General features: G+C 50.3%; 16 protein-coding genes and 6 tRNA genes. 10 read left to right on the top strand and 12 right to left on the bottom strand.

The features are described 5' to 3' along the window. Window positions 1–10 precede the first annotated feature (10 nt). Window positions 11–1246, bottom strand: a complete 1236-nt coding sequence (locus tag DA718_RS08050; protein WP_110272217.1) for an Nramp family divalent metal transporter — start codon at window positions 1244–1246, stop codon at window positions 11–13. Between the two features lie 345 nt (window positions 1247–1591). On the opposite strand from DA718_RS08050, the gene DA718_RS08045 reads away from it, so the two are divergent. Continuing rightward, a complete protein-coding gene (locus tag DA718_RS08045; protein ID WP_110272215.1) occupies window positions 1592–2794 on the top strand; it encodes a NupC/NupG family nucleoside CNT transporter in 1203 nt (400 codons plus the stop codon). Between the two features lie 42 nt (window positions 2795–2836). Here the strand turns inward: DA718_RS08045 and DA718_RS08040 are convergent, their stop codons facing one another. From DA718_RS08040 to DA718_RS08030, 3 genes are all read right to left on the bottom strand, one after another. Next, a complete protein-coding gene (locus tag DA718_RS08040; protein WP_112212925.1) occupies window positions 2837–5017 on the bottom strand; it encodes an EAL domain-containing protein in 2181 nt (726 codons plus the stop codon). Window positions 5018–5225: 208 nt separating this feature from the next. Beyond that, window positions 5226–5301, bottom strand: a tRNA-Ala gene (locus tag DA718_RS08035). Window positions 5302–5340: 39 nt separating this feature from the next. Beyond that, window positions 5341–5416: transfer RNA gene (locus tag DA718_RS08030), tRNA-Ala, on the bottom strand. A 216-nt stretch (window positions 5417–5632) separates the two neighbouring features. Here DA718_RS08030 and DA718_RS08025 point away from each other — a divergent pair. Both DA718_RS08025 and DA718_RS08020 read left to right on the top strand, forming a co-directional pair. Beyond that, on the top strand, window positions 5633–5986 hold the full coding sequence (locus DA718_RS08025; protein WP_112212924.1) for a YfeC-like transcriptional regulator: 354 nt from the start codon (window positions 5633–5635) through the stop codon (window positions 5984–5986). Window positions 5987–5990: 4 nt separating this feature from the next. Further along, window positions 5991–6386, top strand: coding sequence for a YfeC-like transcriptional regulator (locus DA718_RS08020; protein ID WP_112213207.1), 396 nt, complete (start codon window positions 5991–5993; stop codon window positions 6384–6386). 55 nt (window positions 6387–6441) lie between these two features. Here the strand turns inward: DA718_RS08020 and gltX are convergent, their stop codons facing one another. Beyond that, complete coding sequence (gene gltX / locus DA718_RS08015; protein WP_112212923.1) at window positions 6442–7860, bottom strand: glutamate--tRNA ligase; 1419 nt, start codon at window positions 7858–7860, stop codon at window positions 6442–6444. Between the two features lie 259 nt (window positions 7861–8119). Between gltX and DA718_RS08005 the strand changes: the two genes are divergently transcribed. The 4 genes from DA718_RS08005 to DA718_RS07990 all read left to right on the top strand — a co-directional run bounded on the left by DA718_RS08005 (window position 8120) and on the right by DA718_RS07990 (window position 8516). Further along, window positions 8120–8195 (top strand) — tRNA-Val (locus DA718_RS08005). Window positions 8196–8238: 43 nt separating this feature from the next. Further along, window positions 8239–8314 (top strand) — tRNA-Val (locus tag DA718_RS08000). A gap of 46 nt (window positions 8315–8360) precedes the next feature. Continuing rightward, window positions 8361–8436, top strand: a tRNA-Val gene (locus tag DA718_RS07995). A gap of 4 nt (window positions 8437–8440) precedes the next feature. After that, window positions 8441–8516, top strand: a tRNA-Lys gene (locus DA718_RS07990). A 139-nt stretch (window positions 8517–8655) separates the two neighbouring features. Here the strand turns inward: DA718_RS07990 and DA718_RS07985 are convergent. The 3 genes from DA718_RS07985 to xapA all read right to left on the bottom strand — a co-directional run bounded on the left by DA718_RS07985 (window position 8656) and on the right by xapA (window position 11801). After that, the gene (locus DA718_RS07985; RefSeq protein ID WP_112212922.1) at window positions 8656–9540 is read right to left on the bottom strand and encodes a LysR family transcriptional regulator; all 885 of its coding nucleotides are present in this window, start codon (window positions 9538–9540) and stop codon (window positions 8656–8658) included. A gap of 100 nt (window positions 9541–9640) precedes the next feature. Next, complete coding sequence (locus DA718_RS07980; RefSeq protein WP_112212921.1) at window positions 9641–10897, bottom strand: nucleoside permease; 1257 nt, start codon at window positions 10895–10897, stop codon at window positions 9641–9643. 70 nt (window positions 10898–10967) lie between these two features. Continuing rightward, window positions 10968–11801, bottom strand: coding sequence for a xanthosine phosphorylase (gene xapA, locus DA718_RS07975; RefSeq protein WP_112212920.1), 834 nt, complete (start codon window positions 11799–11801; stop codon window positions 10968–10970). A gap of 274 nt (window positions 11802–12075) precedes the next feature. Between xapA and DA718_RS07970 the strand changes: the two genes are divergently transcribed. Continuing rightward, window positions 12076–12840 (top strand): nucleoside-specific channel-forming Tsx family protein, encoded by a 765-nt coding sequence (locus DA718_RS07970; RefSeq protein ID WP_112212919.1) that lies wholly within the window; start codon window positions 12076–12078, stop codon window positions 12838–12840. 31 nt (window positions 12841–12871) lie between these two features. On the opposite strand, the gene DA718_RS07965 is transcribed toward DA718_RS07970, so the two are convergent. Further along, a complete protein-coding gene (locus DA718_RS07965) occupies window positions 12872–13798 on the bottom strand; it encodes a LysR family transcriptional regulator (RefSeq protein ID WP_112212918.1) in 927 nt (308 codons plus the stop codon). Window positions 13799–13887: 89 nt separating this feature from the next. On the opposite strand from DA718_RS07965, the gene DA718_RS07960 reads away from it, so the two are divergent. Continuing rightward, window positions 13888–14886, top strand: coding sequence for a bile acid:sodium symporter family protein (locus DA718_RS07960; protein ID WP_112212917.1), 999 nt, complete (start codon window positions 13888–13890; stop codon window positions 14884–14886). Here the strand turns inward: DA718_RS07960 and DA718_RS07955 are convergent. The 3 genes from DA718_RS07955 to zipA form a co-directional block, all read right to left on the bottom strand. After that, the gene (locus DA718_RS07955) at window positions 14883–15101 is read right to left on the bottom strand and encodes a DUF3820 family protein (protein WP_110272204.1); all 219 of its coding nucleotides are present in this window, start codon (window positions 15099–15101) and stop codon (window positions 14883–14885) included. The genes DA718_RS07960 and DA718_RS07955 overlap by 4 nt on opposite strands. After that, complete coding sequence (gene ligA / locus DA718_RS07950) at window positions 15094–17118, bottom strand: NAD-dependent DNA ligase LigA (protein WP_112212916.1); 2025 nt, start codon at window positions 17116–17118, stop codon at window positions 15094–15096. Before ligA ends, DA718_RS07955 begins: the two co-directional genes overlap by 8 nt. Before the next feature lie 74 nt (window positions 17119–17192). Then, window positions 17193–18203, bottom strand: coding sequence for a cell division protein ZipA (gene zipA, locus DA718_RS07945; protein ID WP_167492733.1), 1011 nt, complete (start codon window positions 18201–18203; stop codon window positions 17193–17195). A gap of 230 nt (window positions 18204–18433) precedes the next feature. On the opposite strand from zipA, the gene cysZ reads away from it, so the two are divergent. Continuing rightward, entirely contained in the window at window positions 18434–19195 is a 762-nt protein-coding gene (gene cysZ / locus DA718_RS07940; protein ID WP_112212915.1) for a sulfate transporter CysZ, read from the top strand. The last annotated feature ends 114 nt before the right edge of the window (window positions 19196–19309 follow it).

The raw sequence follows: 19309 nt of genomic DNA, 5'->3' as shown, positions 1-19309 counted from the left end.
TATTTAAGGATTAGCTAAATATCGTCCCGACGATCAGCCAACCGTTCAGAACTACCACAATCGCGACTATCGCCCATCCCAGCAATTTTACCCAGCGGGCATTAACTAAATCTCCCATCAGCTGTGAATTACTGGTGAAGATCAGCAGCGGCACCAGCGCCAGTGCAATACCAAAGCTCAGCAAGACCTGGCTCATGACCAAAATGCGAGTGGGATCCAGCCCCATCAAAATAACAATGAATGACGGCAACATGGTAATCGTCCGGCGAACCCAAAGTGGAATATGAAAGCGGATAAAACCCTGCATTACCACCTGCCCCGCCAGCGTACCCACTACCGTAGATGACAATCCCGCAGCCACCAGACTAAGGCCAAAAATAGTCGCCGCCGCGTGGCTCAACAACGGTTCCAACGTCAGGTAAGCCTGATCCAGGTCAGCAATCCCCGTATGACCATTAAAATGAAAAGCTGCGGCGGCGGTCGCCATCATCGCCAGGTTCACAAAGCCTGCAATAGTCATGGCAATCGCCACATCCCAGCGCGTCGCGTTATAGCGCTCTTTGCGTGTCCCACCGTGTAGATGCTGAGTTAGTGAAGAATGTAAGTAGATGACGTGGGGCATAATAGTCGCCCCCAGCACACCGGCGGCAAGAAATACCGCTTCGCTGGTGGGTAACGATGGAATGAGCATCCCTTTTGCCAGCGGTGCCAACGCCGGCTGGGAGAATATCAACTCAACAACGTACGCCACGGCGACAAACAGCAGCAAGCCACCAATCACTTTCTCCAGCGGTTTTTGTCCACGACTCTGAAGCATCAAAATCAAGAAGGTTGCCACACCGGTCAGTACCGCCCCTTGCAGTAAGGAGACGCCAAGAATCAACTTAAAGCCGATGGCCGCGCCGATGAATTCAGCAAGATCGGTCGCCATAGCGATGATCTCAGCCTGTACCCAATAAAACCACACCACCGGACGCGGATAATGGTCGCGAATCTGTTCCGCCAAATTTTTGCCAGTAGCAATGCCCAGCTTCGCCGACATCACCTGAATCAGCATCGCCATCAGGTTCGCCCAGACCACAACCCACAGCAATTGATAGCCAAAGCTGGCCCCGGCCTGAATGTTGGTGGCGAAATTACCCGGGTCGATATAGCCAATGGCTGCAATGAACGCAGGCCCCATCAAGGCGAGCTTAATCTTGCGCGCTGCGCGACCGCTGCTATTCTCAACGCGACTGCTTGTCATTTTCTGCCTCTGGAAATATAGCCTTTGCTATGTTTCATGCTATCAAAATGCGAATGATTATCAAGCTCATTTAAAAAGGTGATAATAATTGCTGTGATAGAAGGGAACGATAGCGGGTCGGCAACTGAAAACTGCAGCTGGTAAATTGTATTTATACGACCTTCAGAATAGTACAACGATGCAACTTTTAAAACCTTTACGTAACATAACAAAAATGCATGGTTGATCACTATTTTTGCCATTAGTCACATATGCTTGCAATAGTGTGTGCTATCTCTCGTTTTCTTTGCTCCCGTTACATAGAATGTGCAAAGAAATTTAACCTGCCTCATATTTGGAGCAAATATGGACCGCGTCTTGCACTTTATTCTCGCGATCGTAGTGGTTGCTATTCTGGCCCTGTTGGCTAGCCACAACCGTAAGCAGATTCGTATTCGTTATGTCATTCAACTGCTTGTCATTGAAGTTCTGCTGGCCTGGTTCTTCCTGAACTCTGACATTGGTCTGGGTTTTGTGAAAGGATTCTCCGAGATGTTCGAAAAACTCCTCGGTTTCGCCAATGAAGGGACAGACTTCGTCTTCGGCAGCATGAACGACAAAGGCCTGGCTTTCTTCTTCCTGAAAGTGTTGTGCCCAATCGTCTTCATCTCAGCGCTGATCGGTATTTTGCAGCATATCCGTATTCTGCCTATCGTCATTCGCGCCATCGGTACCGTGCTGTCCAAAATTAACGGCATGGGCAAACTGGAATCCTTTAACGCAGTCAGCTCGCTGATTCTGGGCCAGTCCGAAAACTTCATCGCCTATAAAGATATCCTCGGCAAAATGTCCCGCAACCGCATGTACACCATGGCGGCGACGGCGATGTCTACCGTATCCATGTCTATCGTAGGCGCATACATGACCATGCTGCAGCCGAAATATGTTGTTGCGGCACTGGTACTTAACATGTTCAGCACCTTTATTGTGCTGTCATTAATTAACCCATATCGCGTTGATGAAAGTGAAGAAAATCTGCAGATGTCTAACCTGCATGAAGGACAAAGCTTCTTCGAAATGCTGGGGGAATACATCCTTGCAGGCTTTAAAGTCGCGATTATCGTTGCCGCGATGCTGATCGGTTTTATCGCACTGATTTCTGCACTGAATGCCCTGTTTGCCACCGTTACCGGCTGGTTCGGCTATAGCATTTCCTTCCAGGGGATCCTCGGCTACATCTTCTATCCGGTCGCATGGATAATGGGTGTACCGGCGGGCGAAGCGTTGCAGGTGGGAAGCATTATGGCCACCAAACTGGTTTCTAACGAATTCGTCGCCATGATGGATCTGCAGAAAGTGGCCTCAACCCTCTCTCCACGTGCGGAAGGCATCATCTCCATCTTCCTGGTGTCCTTTGCCAACTTCTCCTCAATCGGTATCATCGCCGGCGCGATTAAAGGGCTGAATGAAGAGCAAGGTAACGTGGTTTCTCGCTTCGGCCTGAAGCTGCTTTACGGTTCTACTCTGGTGAGTGTGCTTTCTGCATCTATTGCTGCACTGGTATTGTAATCTGTAACTTGTATTGAAAAAGCCGGGCGAGTCCCGGCTTTTTCATGCCAGCAGTTCGCTCAGTGGCTGCGGCTTGCCAATCAAATAGCCCTGTAAATAGTCGACCCCTAGCTGTAGAAGCTTTTCCCTCTGTTCCTGAGTTTCAACATACTCTGCAACCACCTTCATATTCTTTACCTTCGCCATTTCAATAATCGATTCGATCATGATGGTATCTAGCGGATCGGTCTCAATATCACGCACAAAGCAACCGTCTATTTTGACGATATCAGCCTGTAAACTTTTCAGGCGTTCATAGTTAGCGTAGCCGGTACCGAAGTCATCAATGGCGATACTACAGCCAAAATTTCGTAGCAGGTGGATATTATGCAGACTGATTTCAACATCAGAAAATGCCTGCTCTTCAGTCACTTCGATAGTTATGAACTCCGGTGACAAGTTATAGCGCTTAAACAGTGAGATAATTTGGGCTGCGCTATCGTTTTGCATCAACGTGTAAGGCATTAAATTGACGGAGAAATGCATCCCTGGATATTGATGCGCCGTGCTGAATAGCGTTTCCAGAACCTGCATATCAAAACGCTGACTCAGGTTGAACTGCGCAATCAGAGGAATAAACCGATCGGGAGTAATGATGCTGTTACCACAACGCATACGGCTAAGTATTTCGTAATAACCGTTTCCTGAAGCATCCTGAATAGGCTGGGCATACAACACAATCTCGCGGTTGTTAAGCGCCTGTTTAACCAGGGCTAACAACCGTAACTGGTCAGTAGTTTGATCGGATATTTGCTCTTGAGCTATATCTAACGCTAATACTCGTCGAGCCTCTCCCGCTTGCTCCGACAGCCAACTTAGCTGACCCAACATTGGATGAAGTTCCGATTCTATACCGTTATAGCGACCCCAGGACGCGCCAAATTCTAGATCCAACGTCTGATTATGCCAGCTGTATTTTTTGTGATTAAGTGTTGAGATAATATGACTGAGGCGTGCCGCAGGCTCCGGACCATTCAGTACGAGTAACAGCTCGCTGCCGGGCAGCTGAAAGATCCTCTCACCCTGACTGAGTAACGGCTGCATTTTGCGGACAATTTGTCGTTTGCTATCGACTCTCATCATCATGCCGTAATGACGACTGAGGAAATCCAGATTTTGAATCCGTAAGCTGCTGATAACGACTGTTGGATTACGGTGCAGATAGCTCTCCAGTGCACGCAAATTCGGTAAACCGGTTAGCGGGTCTTCCTCAGCCTGGTCTCGCCATCTTAGCTTTATCCTCTCGCTACGAGCATAAATATCAACCATATAAAACAAACAGATGGTGAAAGAGATCAGCACAGAGAGGACAAACGAGAGTGAATATTCAGTCTGCACGCCATGTAAAAAATTCTGGTTGTGCGCTACGAGTAAAAATGCCGAAACAGACCATGAGATGCGAATTAGCATATGATCCAGGCGACTAATCCCAATGAAGTGCAGGATGAATATAAGGGGGACTAAATAACCTGCAATGAAATCAGAATCATAAGGTGAACAGAGTATAAGTAATATAGTCGCCAACGCCGCAAACCAATATAGCGTAAATACCCGCTGCTCGCGCGTACGCCACGATTGAGAAAGATTGCGCCAGAATGCACGCGCATACTGCGGACTGATAATCATCCGCAACGGATAATAAAAGAATGTTGTAAAAATTAATGCTGCACTAATTAGGCTTTGGATATCAATAATCGTGTAGATAACCGACATATTGCCGAAATAACTGGAGATGGCCAACGGAAATGAAAAAAAATGTCCTGCCATATACATGGTGATCTTCAGCAGAATGGGAGCAAAAAAACCGCCCCAAAACACCCTCACCCCCATATGCTTTGCCGTCAACCCTGCACGCCAGCGTTTTCCAAGCTGAAGGCGGACAATAGCACACGCAACAAAGACCGAGAAAAGCTGACAAAACAGCAGGATTGCCGCCTGCGGTAGCGTCAGGTCAATAATCCAGGTATTAGTCACCGCAAACGTAATAATCAATGGCGCAACGGCATATCGGCCAAAAATAAAAAGCACCGAATACATTACACTCATCGGCAACCACGCCAGATAAATTTGATTTCCATCAATGAGCGTTTGCGGGGAAATAAATCTGGATAGAGGAATCGCGATAAAACAGATCAATACAGCCAGCAGAGTTTTTTTGATCTTAATGTTAAGATGATCAATCATTATTGTTAATTAAAACTCCCACCGCGCTAAATACATTTAAGGCGTAAATGTTATGTCGCTTAATAATGACAGGCAAGATTTTAAATCGTGAAAAATTCTGAAATTACTCTTCGCTAAGATTGCTGGATACTTACTGACTTATTCAGAAGCTACTTTACGTTAGCGCGATGAAAAACAAAAACCCCCGCCGTAGCGAGGGTTCTGAATTTGGTGGAGCTAAGCGGGATCGAACCGCTGACCTCTTGCATGCCATGCAAGCGCTCTCCCAGCTGAGCTATAGCCCCACAATGTTTTACGTTCCAAAACCTGATGGGAACAGGATTTGGTGGAGCTAAGCGGGATCGAACCGCTGACCTCCTGCATGCCATGCAGGCGCTCTCCCAGCTGAGCTATAGCCCCAACGTAAAGCTGTCGTGTTGACGGGCGGCATAATATGAATTCCTTCGTCAGGTGTCAACGGCAAAATGAATCCCCCCCATTTGATCGCTGAAAAAGCAGGCAAACGGCTGACATTGCGAGCCTTATCGCAGCGAGAAGCTAAACATGTCACCCTTTCACTTAAAAGGATGCTATAACATGGACAACTAATTCCCCCATATTTACTCAGGAAATAGTATGCTCAAGGAACGAATGACACCTGAAGAAATAGCACATCTGACTGGCTTCAGTCGGCAAACGATCAACAAATGGGTACGTAAAGAAGGATGGCAGACGTCCCCGCGTCCTGGTGTACAGGGCGGCAAAGCGCGTCTCGTACATGTTAACGAGCAAGTTCGCGAGTTTATTCGCAGCGCACAGCGTGTGGCTGAAAATCCAGTCCCCTATTCCGCAACCGACAACGATCTGGAATCTCTACTGCTCACGCTGAGTAAAGAGATGACAACGAGCGAACAAAAGCAGTTTATGTCACTGCTGTTACGCGAAGGGATCATCGGGTTACTCAATCGTCTGGGCATCCGTGACCAGTAAAATCATGATGAAACTCAAAGACAAAATGACCCCAGCGGAGCTCGCTGAGTGCCTAAACCTCGCCAGACAGACGATTAATCGCTGGGCCCGAGAACAAAAGTGGCGGACGGAAGCCATACCCGGCGTCAAAGGTGGACGTGCTCGCCTTATCGTTATCGACAAGACGGTCGTCGATTTCCTGGTGAATATCCCCGCGCTGCGGCATCTGACCATGGAATATCAGCTAGCGGAACAGCCAGGCAACTACTTCGTTAATGACGCTGACGCTATCTGGCGTCAAATCGTCGAAACGCTCCATCTTATGACTCCCGCGGAGCAGTTACATCTGAGGGATCTTCTCGCACGCGAAGGGATTAGTGGATTCTTATCCCGGTTAGGCATCACTGACGCTGAGAAATAAGCAAAAAAAACGGCAGAGTTAATCACCTGCCGTTTTACTCATCCTGCAATCAAAATCAGGATTGTTGGCTTTCACGCTCGGCAATAAAGGCCAGCGCTTTATTGATGCGTTCTACACTGCGTAATTTACCGATTGCATGTACGGTGACATCCAGTGCTGGCGACTGCCCTGCACCGGTCACAGCGACGCGCAGCGGCATCCCCACTTTACCCATGCCAACTTCCAGTTCATCAGCCGTTGCCTGAATTGCGTGGTGAACGTTTTCTGCCGTCCAGTCGCTGATGGCCGTTAACTTATCGCGCACCACTTCAAGCGGTTGACGGGCAACCGGGCGCAGATGTTTTTTCGCAGCATCAGCATCAAACTCAGCAAAGTCTTCATAGAAGTAGCGACAGCTCGCCGCCATCTCTTTCAAAGTCTTACAACGCTCGCCCAGCAGTTTCACTAGCTCAGACAGCTGCGGGCCGTTACGGGTGTCAATATTTTCTTGCTCAATGTGCCACTGTAAATGCGTCGCGACATATTCCGGAGCCAGTGAGTTGATATAGTGATGGTTCAGCCACTGCAGTTTTTCGGTGTTAAACGCGCTGGCAGATTTGCTCACCGCCCCCAGACTAAACAGCTTGATCATCTCTTCACGAGAGAAAATCTCCTGGTCACCGCTGGACCAGCCGAGGCGCACCAGGTAATTCAGCAGCGCTTCCGGCAGATAGCCATCGTCGCGATACTGCATAACGCTGACTGCACCGTGACGCTTGGAGAGTTTTTTGCCATCATCACCATTGATCATAGAGACGTGCGCATAAATCGGCACCGGCGCGTTCAGCGCTTTTAGAATGTTAATCTGGCGCGGGGTATTGTTGATATGGTCTTCACCACGAATCACGTGGGTGATTTCCATATCCCAGTCATCAACAACTACACAGAAGTTGTAGGTCGGGGAACCATCGGTACGGCGGATAATCAGATCGTCCAGCTCCAGGTTGCTGAATTCGATAGGACCGCGGATCTGGTCATCAAAAACAACAGAACCTTCCTCCGGGTTGGCAAAACGCACTACGCAAGGCTCGTCATCTGCGTGATGTTCGTGACCATGGCGGCAGCGGCCGTCGTAACGCGGCTTATCGCCTTTTGCCATCTGCTCTTCACGCAGGGCTTCCAGACGCTCTTTAGAGCAATAGCATTTATAGGCCGTGCCCGCTTCCAGCATTTCATCAATCACGGCGTTGTAACGATCAAAACGTTTGGTCTGGAAGTACGGACCCTCGTCCCACTCCAGGCTCAGCCAGTTCATGCCATCCATGATGGCTTCAATAGCTTCCGGCGTGGAGCGTTCAAGATCGGTGTCTTCAATACGCAGCACAAACTCACCGCCGTGGTTACGTGCAAAAAGCCAGGAATAGAGAGCAGTACGCGCACCGCCAACGTGCAGATAGCCTGTTGGGCTTGGCGCGAAGCGAGTTTTGATTTTCATGAATTGGCCTTACGTTTGATAAAGATGCCGACAGGCGGCAGTGTTCGTTGGATTTTATAGGACAATATTCTAACACTGTGGGCTGATTCCTCAATGTTGTTGGTGTTTCAACGTCACGCTTTGCTCTTTTTGTTTATAAATCATGCGCCATAGATGGGTTCGCAATCGTTTTGTTTAATTTTACGACGAACAAACAAATTATTAAGAAAAGGCGTTGACTCATTTTCAACTCTCCCTATAATGCGACTCCACACAGCGGGGGTGATTAGCTCAGCTGGGAGAGCACCTCCCTTACAAGGAGGGGGTCGGCGGTTCGAACCCGTCATCACCCACCACTACTTAACGTAGTCTCCGCCGTGTAGCAAGAAATTGAGAAGTGGGTGATTAGCTCAGCTGGGAGAGCACCTCCCTTACAAGGAGGGGGTCGGCGGTTCGATCCCGTCATCACCCACCACTTTCTCGCCAGCTGGATTTCTTGCAATAAAATGAAGTACTGAAGTGGGTGATTAGCTCAGCTGGGAGAGCACCTCCCTTACAAGGAGGGGGTCGGCGGTTCGATCCCGTCATCACCCACCACTTCGGGTCGTTAGCTCAGTTGGTAGAGCAGTTGACTTTTAATCAATTGGTCGCAGGTTCGAATCCTGCACGACCCACCAATGTAAAAAAGCGCCCTAAAGGCGCTTTTTTGCTATCTGCAATATACAAGATTTAAACCTATATGATGATGTTACGCTTATCAGGCCTCCGGTACGTTGTAGACCCGATAACACGTTCGCACCACCATCGACGACTTAATTACCCCGTCAACGCTTCCACTAGCTTCGTCAGCGCAAGCGTCGCCTGAGACTCTTCATAGACGATATATAAATCAGCGGGAATACGCTCCTCCAGCGGACGAAATACAACGCCAGGCCAATTCATCTGCGCATAGCTATCCGCGATTAGCGTAATACCAATCCCCATGCTGATCATCGCCAGAACCGTTTGTGGTTCCATCACTTCACGAACAATCATCGGCGAAAATCCGGCAGTCTGGCAAACGCGTTGCAAAAATGCCCAGTCGGTATGGATCGAGGGCATGGTGACAAAATATTCATTTCGCAATGCCTCCAGGGGAACCACACCGTGGGTAGTCAGGTGGTGTTCTTCCGGCATAGCGACCAGAAAAGACGATTCATGCAAACGTAAACTGGTAAACCCTTCCGTTGGCTCGGTGGCCATCCGCCAGATTCCCGCATCCAGCTCTCGCCGTTCCAGTAGCGCCATCTGCATCGCAGGCATTTTTTCGCGAAACAGCACCTCGACATTCGGATTGTCCTTTAAAAAACGGTGCATCACGGGGCGCATTTTCCCCCACATTGCCGTCCCCACTACGCCAAGCTCAATACGCCCTGCTTCACCGCGTCCAATTTGCTCAACCCTTGCCAGCGCCTGATTGGCACTAGCCAGCAGGCGGCGAGACTCTTCCATCAGGATCTTACCTGCATGTGTTAACACTACGCTGCGGGAATGACGAACAAACAGTAGCGTACCAAGCTGCTGTTCCAGTTCTTTAATGTGAATACTCAGCGGAGGTTGCGACATATTCAGGCGAGCAGCAGCGCGTCCAAAGTGTAGTTCTTCTGCGACGGCAAGAAAATAACGCAGTAACTTCAGATCGGTACGATACGTGCGTTCCATCAATAATGCGCTCCTGAAGCGAAGGATAGTACGCAAAGTTACCACACTGTATCGCAGAAAATGAAACGGCGGGCACAGAGTTCCCGCCATTGTAGAATGGTTAGTGGGCCAGCGATCTCTGCGCCAGCTTTTCAGGCTCATGTTTGTACCTGAAGAACAGCGCAAAAATAACCGCCAGTACCAACGAATAAGCTGCGAACAGTAGCCAGATAGTTTGCCAGTCTTTCACACCGTCAACGGAGAAGTAATCCACCGCCATACCGCTTAAAATCGATCCAACCCATGCGCCAACACCGTTCACCATCGTCATAAACAGCCCTTGCGCACTGGCGCGAATGTTGGAGCTCACCTCCTGCTCAACGAACACCGACCCTGAAATATTGAAGAAGTCGAATGCACAACCGTAAACAATCATCGACATCAGCAACAGCACAAAACCAAACGGAGACGGATCGCCAAAGGCAAAGAAACCAAAGCGCAGCGTCCACGCCAGCATACTCATCAACATCACCGTTTTGATGCCGAAGCGTTTTAGGAAGAACGGTATGGTAAGGATAAAACCGACTTCCGCCATCTGCGAAACGGAAAGTAAAATAGAGGGATACTTGACGACAAAGCTGTTGGCAAACTCCGGATTACGGGCAAAATCGTGCAGGAACGGGTTACCAAAAACGTTGGTAATTTGCAGCACCGCTCCCAGCATCATCGCAAACAGAAAGAAAATTGCCATGCGCGGGTTTTTAAACAGCACAAATGCATCCAATCCTAGTTTACTGGCAAGCGTTGTTACTTCCTTCTTCTCAGCCACCGGAATCTTCGGCAACGTAAACGCATACATCGCCAGCGCCAGCGAAGCGCCTGATGCGATATACAGCTGCGCACTGCTCAATTCCAACCCCATGAGACTCACCGTCCACATGGCGACAATAAAGCCAATCGTGCCAAACACGCGAATAGGAGGGAAGGCGGTAACTGGATCCTGTCCAGACTGTGCAAGGCAGGAATAAGAGACGCTGTTAGACAACGCTATCGTCGGCATATAGGCCATTGCGTTAATCAACATCACCCAGAACATCGTATCCGGATCGGTGACGGTAGTGGCATACAGCAGCACCCCGGCGCAAACCAGATGGCAAAGCATATAGGCGCGTTCTGCGCGTAACCATTTGTCGGCAATGATCCCCATAATGCCGGGCATGATAATGGCTGCCAACCCTTTGGAGCTATAAACCATCCCGACGTTTGCGCCAGTAAAGTCGAGGGTGTTTATCATGTAAGAACCCAGGGTCACCAGCCAGCTTCCCCAGATAAAATATTGCAAAAACGACATGACCTTTAATCGGGACGCAATACCCATTTTTCGTTCCTTGCCGTAGAGATAGAGTAAGAGAAAGACCCCGTGCGCGGGGTCATTGTTATTATTGATTTCAGGCCAGTTTACGTAAGAAACCGCAGATCAGATTAATAAAGTTTTGGCGAGATAACTCAGCCGCTGCCAGGGTCTGCGCATGAGATAATTTCACATCACCCAGGCCTTCAGCCAAATTGGTAATAGCAGAGACTGCAACCACTTTCAGGCCACAGTGCCGCGCAGTGATGACTTCTGGCACGACTGACATACCAACGACATCGCCACCGATAATCTGCATCATGCGAATTTCTGCCGCCGTTTCAAAGTTCGGCCCAGGATAGGAAACAAATACGCCCTCAGTAAGCGGAAAGCCCTCTTCTTTCGCAACGGTCTGCAGTACGGCGCGGTAATCCGCATCATAGGCATTCGCGAGTGAGAAGAAACGGTCGCCAAAGCGCTCATCGTTCAACCCAACCATCGGTGTTCCCGGCATCGTGTTGATATGATCATTTAGCGCGACAAGGCTACCCGGCCCCACTTCCGGGCGCAGGGAACCCGCCGCATTGGTGCAAAACAGCAGTTCACAGCCCAACAGCTTCAGGGTCCGAATCGCATCGGTCATAATGGTCATGCCACGGCCTTCATAAAAATGTCCCCGACCTTTCATGCAGGCGACCGGAACGCCAGCCAGATGACCCAGCACCAGTTCTCCGGCATGTCCATGGACGGTGCTGACCGGGAAACCTGGCAGTTTCTCGTAAGAGATAGCCACTGCATCTTCAATTTGTTCCGCCAGGGCACCTAAACCTGAACCAAGAATAAACGCCACGCGCGGCGTAAAATCAGGCTTATAACCACGAATGATATCTGCGCTATACCAGGGATTCTGTGACAAAAGGGAGTGGCTCATGATAGATCCTTAAGGCTGAATAATCGGAAAAGTGTTGTGTACCTCTTGTTTATAACGAGAGAAGACAATCGTTTACCAATACACTTTCCCGTAATGATTGATATCCTTTCTATATTGATGGCATAAACCTCATTCAGATCGTTTACCTATCGATTATCAATAATTAAATATTGGTTTCACCATCCCCTTTTTGAATAAGATGTCGTCTGCTGGGGCCCACAGCAAAATAAAATAAACACCTACATTTTTATATTTCTGGTAGATGGAACACCCCATGAATAAAACGCTTATAAATTTAAGTTTTGCCGCCGCATTGGTTTTACCTCATACCGTACAGGCTGAATTTAAAGGTGGCTTCGCCAATCTTGGTCTGCATTACCTTGACTGGACATCACGCACGACAGAGAAATCTGGCAACAAATCCCACAAAGATGATTTCGGCTATCTGGAACTTGAAGGCGGTGCAAACTTTAGCTGGGGGGAAATGTATGGATTTTTTGATTGGGAAAATTTCTACAATGGCCGTCATGACAAACCCGGTAGCGAACAACGCTATACGTTTAAAAATACCAACCGTATTTATTTGGGCGACACTGGATTAAACCTCTATTTACACGCATACGGCACCTACGGTTCGCCCGCTCGAGTGAATTTCCATGATGATATGTTTCTCTATGGTCTCGGATATAATTTCACCGGCAACGGTTATTGGTTTAAGCCCTTCATCGCCAAACGCTATACCGACCAAACGTATTATAGCGGCGACAATGGTTATGTGCTGGGCTGGGTAGCCGGATATAGCTTTATGCTGGGTAGTGAAAAATTCACCCTGACCAACTGGAATGAATATGAATTTGATCGCGCTGCAACCTATGCTGCGGGCAACGGTGGTAAAGATGGCCTTAACGGCGCTGTGGCGCTGTGGTGGAATGCGACACCTCATCTGACAGCAGGCGTTCAGTATCGCTACGCGAAGAATAAGCTTGGGGAAACTTTTCTTCAGGACGGCATTATTTACTCCCTCAAATATCAATTTTAATCTTTTGCGCCTGCCTGAAGCGGCAGGCCGACTATATTTGATAGAGAGGATCTGCCGCACGGCATGCGGTCAACTCGCTGGCCTGGGACCTGACGACCTCCCACAACGCCTCTGCAGCAGTTGATAACGACCGGTTTTTGCGCCGTGCCAGCATCAGTTGCCGTTCAACTACCGGCGTTAATCGTTTCACCTGCAAATGGCTTCCCTGAGGAAGCGGCAGGGCTAACGCCGGTAATATACTGATGCCAATTCCCGCTTCAACCATCGGAAATAGTGTCGCCGGATGGCCAATCTCCTGCACAATCTTCGCTTCAACGGAAAATCCAGCGAGAGCCGCATCGATAAGCGGACGGCTACCGGACGCATAATCCTGTAACACCAACCGCTGCTGCTGTAGCTCCAGCCAGCCCACTGAATCTCGTTGGGCAAAAGAGTGATCGTGGCGGCAAAGCAACAAAAACGGCTCCGCCAGTACCGTCTCGCACTCTAAATCGGTTGCGGCTCCAGGATCGATAACGATGCCAAAATCCACCTCTCCCTGACGGATGCTCTCCAGCACCCATTGCTGAGGGCGGTCGTGGAGAACAAAATCGATCTCAGGGTAGCGTCGATTAGCGTATGCAATGCACTGCGGGATCAGGTGGGCAGAAATGGTCTGACTGGCGGCAACTCTGACAGTTCCAGTAAGTTGCTGCCCGACGCGTCCGGCCTCACGCAGCGTACTATTCAATTCATCCAGCAGACGCTCCAACCTGGCTGCCAACTGTTGGCCCGCCTCCGTGAGCACCACTTCCCGGGTAGTTCGATCGAGCAGACGCACACCGGTTTGATGTTCCAACTCTTTGACGCTATGGCTCACCGCCGACTGGCTTAGCCCGATACTCTCCCCTGCCCGGCTAAAGCTCCTGGCACGAGCGACTGTCACAAACACTTTTAACTGACGTAGCGAGTAATTCATCTCTTTTTTTCATGAATAGATGCAATAAATCGATTTTATTTCTCAAACTAAAGAAAGCACAATAGCGGCATCGATTTTCAGGAGCGTTTATGAAATTTTTCCGCATTCTTGATCCATTTACTCTGACCTTAGTCACCGTCGTCCTGCTGGCTTCTTTTTTTCCCGCTCGCGGCGCATTTGTCCCCTTCTTTGAACATTTAACCACCGCCGCCATCGCTCTGCTGTTCTTTATGCACGGCGCAAAACTTTCTCGTGAGGCCATCGTTGCCGGGGGAAGCCACTGGCGTTTGCATCTTTGGGTAATGTGCAGCACCTTTATCGTCTTTCCCGTTCTTGGCGTGTTGTTCGCCTGGTGGGCACCCATTAACGTCGATCCGGCGCTATACACCGGCTTTATTTATCTCTGCATTCTGCCCGCCACCGTCCAGTCCGCTATCGCGTTTACTTCGCTGGCGGGCGGCAACGTGGCGGCGGCGGTATGTTCGGCTTCGGCATCAAGCCTGCTGGGTATTTTTATTTCGCCCTTGCTGGTCGGCCTGCTGATGAATCTGCACGGCGCAGGCGGCAGTCTGGAGCAGGTCGGCAAGATCATGCTGCAGCTTCTATTGCCGTTTGTGCTGGGGCACCTTTCTCGTCCGTGGATTGGCGATTGGGTAGCGAAACGTAAAAAATGGATCTCTAAAACCGACCAGACCTCTATCCTGCTGGTGGTTTACTCGGCGTTCAGCGAAGCGGTCGTTAACGGCATATGGCACAAAGTCGGTGTCGGCTCGCTGCTGTTTATCGTCGTAGTCAGCCTTGTGCTGCTGGCGATTGTTATTGCGATTAACGTCTTTGTGGCGCGCAAGTGCGGGTTCAATAAAGCGGATGAGATTACGATTGTCTTCTGCGGATCGAAAAAGAGTCTGGCAAACGGAATTCCGATGGCCAACATTCTCTTCCCGACCTCAATACTGGGGATAATGGTGCTGCCGCTGATGATCTTCCATCAGATTCAGCTGATGGTGTGCGCCGTGCTGGCGCGTCGTTATAAGCGCCAGGCCGAAGCATTACAGGCGCAGGAAAAGACCCGCGCCTCCGAAGCTTAACGCGGGCGCTTAAGGGGCTGAACCAGATCGGTTAGCCCCTCGGTTTTAATCAACAAGGTTAACGCCATCAGCTCGCCAAGATGCCCGGCTGGAAATTGATCTTTACGGGCAAACCACAGCAAATACTCTTCCGGCACATCAATTAAACGACGCCCTTTATATTTGCCAAACGGCATTTCCGTATTAGCAATTTCAATAAGCTGGTCTTTATCCACGCGATTCTCCGAGCAGACGCACCATTTCAGCTTCATCTATCACCGCAATGCCCAGTTCCTGTGCTTTAGCCAGTTTGGAACCTGCCGCTTCTCCGGCAATCACCAGATCGGTTTTCTTCGATACGCTGCCCGCAACCTTCGCGCCCAGCGCGACCAGCTGCGCTTTAGCATCATCGCGCGATAGCTGGCTCAGGCTACCGGTCAGAACCACCGTTTTTCCGGCAAATGGGCTATCAATTTCTTCGGCATTGACCACTACCGGCGCAGGCCAGCGGACCCCTTCTTTGCGCAACTGAACAATCACTTCGCGGTTACTCTCCTCAGCAAAGAAATTGCGCACGTGTGTGGCGACAACAATCCCGACATCAGGCACTTTTTGCAGCTCTTCAATCGATGCCTGCTCCAGCGCCTCAATGGTACCAAAGTGGGCCGCCAAACCTGCTGCCGTGGCTTCGCCTACTTCGCGGATCCCTAACGCATAAAGGAAACGGGCAAAGGTCGTTTCTTTCGATTTTTCCAGAGCATCCACCACGTTCTGCGCTGATTTTGGCCCCATGCGGTCCAGTCCAGTGAGTTTACCCGGCGTCAACTGGAAAAGATCGGCTGGCGTATGGACGTACTCTTTCTCAACCAGCTGGTCGATGATTTTATCGCCCATTCCCTCGACATCTAACGCGCGACGAGAAACGAAATGTTTGAGCGCTTCTTTACGCTGAGCGCCGCAAATCAGACCGCCAGTACAGCGCGTGACAACTTCACCTTCCACACGTTCAACATCGGAATGGCATACCGGGCAATGCGTGGGGAACACGATTTCACGGGTCTTTTCCGGACGCTCTGAAAGGACCACGTTCACCACCTGAGGGATAACATCTCCGGCACGACGAATGACCACCTTATCGCCGATACGCAACCCCAGGCGGTCGATTTCATCCGCATTGTGCAGCGTCGCGTTGCTGACCAGCACTCCTGCGACATGGACCGGCTCCAGACGGGCAACTGGCGTGATGGCACCGGTACGCCCGACCTGAAACTCGACATCACGAACAAAGGTCATCTGCTCTTGCGCCGGAAACTTAAACGCCACCGCCCAACGCGGCGCGCGGGCCACAAAACCAAGCTGTTCCTGTAGAGCCAAAGAATCAACTTTGATGACCACGCCGTCGATATCAAAGCCCAGGTTCGGACGATCTTCCTCAACTTTGCGATAGTAAGTAAGCACTTCCTCTGGCGTATGGCAGAGTTTTACGCGCTCGCTGACCGGCAGCCCCCAGGCCTTAAACTGCTGTAAACGCGCAGAATGGCTTTCCGGCAGCTCACCACCTTCCAGCACACCCACGCCGTAGCAAAAGAAAGTGAGCGGTCGCTTCGCCGTAATTCGCGGATCGAGCTGGCGCAAAGAACCGGCGGCCGCGTTACGTGGGTTAGCAAACACTTTCCCACCGGTGCGACGCGCCTCATCATTAATTTTTTCAAACCCGGCCTGCGGGAGAAATACCTCGCCGCGAACTTCCAGACGCTGCGGAATATCGTCACCACGCAGCTTCAGGGGGATGGCGCGAATGGTGCGTACGTTGGAGGTAATATCTTCTCCGGTGGTCCCATCGCCTCGGGTCGCCGCCTGCACCAGAACGCCGTTTTCATACAGGATGCTAACCGCCAGGCCATCCAGCTTCAGTTCACAACAGTAAGTCAGATCATCAGTATTTTTCAGACGGTCCTGAACGCGCTTATTAAACGCGAGGAAGCTCTCTTCATCAAAAACGTTATCCAACGACAACATTGGCACTTCATGACGAATCTGGCTAAATGAGGCCAGAGGCGCAGCGCCAACGCGCTGAGTGGGTGAATCAGGCGTAATCAGTTCAGGATGTTGAGCTTCCAGTTCACGTAATTCACGCATCAACCGATCGTATTCCGCATCAGGAATTTCCGGTGTATCCATGACATGGTACAGATATTCATGATGGCGAAGCGTGGTTCGCAGTTCAGTCAGTTTTTGTTCGTTCGATTCCATATCACACCATCAATGATAAAAAACCCCCGACGGGCGGGGGTTCAGGATAAGTAGACGAAACTCAGGAAGATGAATCAGGCGTTAGCCTCTTTCACTTCGCGAATGCGGTCCTGGTATTCACGCAATTTTTGCGGCGTCATCATACGACGCTGATCGTCCAGCACGACACCACCAACTTCATCGGCAATGTACTGCGCAGATTGCAGCATCAACTTAAAGTTTTGCAGCTCATCGCCAAAGGACGGAACCTGCATAAAGATAGTGATCCCTGGCGTCATCATATCCGCCATGCTATCCGGATTGAATGTGCCTGGTTTTACCATATTCGCCAGGCTGAACAAGACCTGGCCGCTACCGTCAGGACTGAGGTGGCGATGGAAAATATTCATATCGCCGAATTTGAAGCCCGCCTGTTGGATGCTGTTGATTAATAGCTCACCATTAAGCTGCGAACCATGGTGCGCGGCAACGTTCATCACAATGACCGTTTCTTTACGCTCTTTAGGCTGCGGTGCCGGCTGCGGTTCAGGAGCAGCTTGAGGTTCAGGTACCGGCTGCGGAGCGACTGCAGGTTGTTGAACCGATTGCGGCGCATGCTGAACTGGCTGCTGCACATGTTGAACAGGTTGCTGGGGCTGCGGCGGCACGGGCTGCTGTGTCGGCGCAACGTGATGCGGTTGCTGAACCGGAGCCTGTGTATGAACCGGCTGCTGATGTGGCTGCGGCTGATGAGATGGCTGCGGCGCACGAGCAGGCTCCTCCTGATGCACAGGCTGTTGCGCCTGACGCTCATAAGGCGGCTGATACTGGTGTTGTGGTGCCTGATGAGGTGCTTCATGCTCCCCATGAGCCCCATTCGGCGCGTGATTAACCCGATGAACCCGGACTTCACCAACGCCTTCAACATCGCCATCAAAATCATCGCCTTCCGACTCTTCATCGTCGCGAGACTTCATACGTTTTAGTGGGCGATCGCGAAACATCGAAGAACGTTCTTTACGGCTGGTCCAAAAACCGTGCACCAGTAAAGCGATTATGGCGATCGCGCCAACAATGATTAATATCAGACGCAAATCCTGCATCATTATATTCTCTGTTGTTCTAACACCTTGCCACCACGGCAAACATTTACTCACTAAGAGTATTTGTCGATTACATCAAGTGCAAGTGCGTCTGGGGCTTTCACTACATAAAGATGAACTAAATCGTGCTTTTTGCTGTTTTTTCGAACATTTCCTAACTGGTTATTGTCTGCTAACCCGATAAAATATCCAGGCATTCAGTCTGGATGTCAAAAAAGGAGCATTGCCTGACTATGGTTTCATCATCCGCAACGACCCCGCGTAGTGGCGTCTATTATTTTTCGCAGGGCTGGAAACTGATCGGGCTACCGGGGATCCGTCGATACGTATTCCTCCCTTTACTCGTCAACATCATTTTGATGGGTGGAGCCTTCTGGTGGTTATTCACTCGTCTGGGTAGCTGGCTCCCCTCGCTGATGAGCCATGTACCGGAATGGCTGCAATGGCTTAACTACTTGCTGTGGCCGATAGTGGTTATCTCCATTCTGCTGGTCTTCGGCTACTTCTTCTCGACGATTGCCAACTGGATTGCCGCCCCCTTTAGCGGTCTACTGGCCGAGCAGCTTGAAGCGCGCCTCACCGGCGCAACGCCTCCAGATGTCGGGGTTTTCGGCATAATGAAAGATGTGCCGCGCATTATGAAGCGTGAATGGCAGAAGTTTGCCTGGTATCTCCCACGGGCAATCGTGCTTTTGATTCTCTATTTCATTCCCGGCATCGGCCAGACCGTTGCTCCCGTACTGTGGTTCCTGTTCAGTGCCTGGATGCTGGCAATTCAGTACTGCGATTACCCTTTTGATAACCATAAAGTGCCGTTTAAAACCATGCGTGAGGCGCTGCGTACCCGCAAAGTAACCAATATGCAATTTGGTGCCCTGACCAGCCTGTTTACCATGATTCCGGTGCTGAATCTGGTCATTCTGCCGGTGGCCATTTGCGGTGCAACAGCAATGTGGGTCGATTGCTACCGCGACAAACACGCCATGTGGAAGTAATCCCCTCCTCTCTTCTTGCGGAGCGGCTTATGCCGCTCCTTATTACTTCTGGCTTGCCATTATTTCTCTTGCGAATATAGATATGCTAAATCCTTACTTCCGCATATTCTTTAA

The sequence above is a fragment of the Klebsiella huaxiensis genome (genome assembly GCF_003261575.2).
Lineage (GTDB): Bacteria > Pseudomonadota > Gammaproteobacteria > Enterobacterales > Enterobacteriaceae > Klebsiella > Klebsiella huaxiensis.
This window is presented reverse-complemented; position numbering and strand designations above follow the sequence as displayed.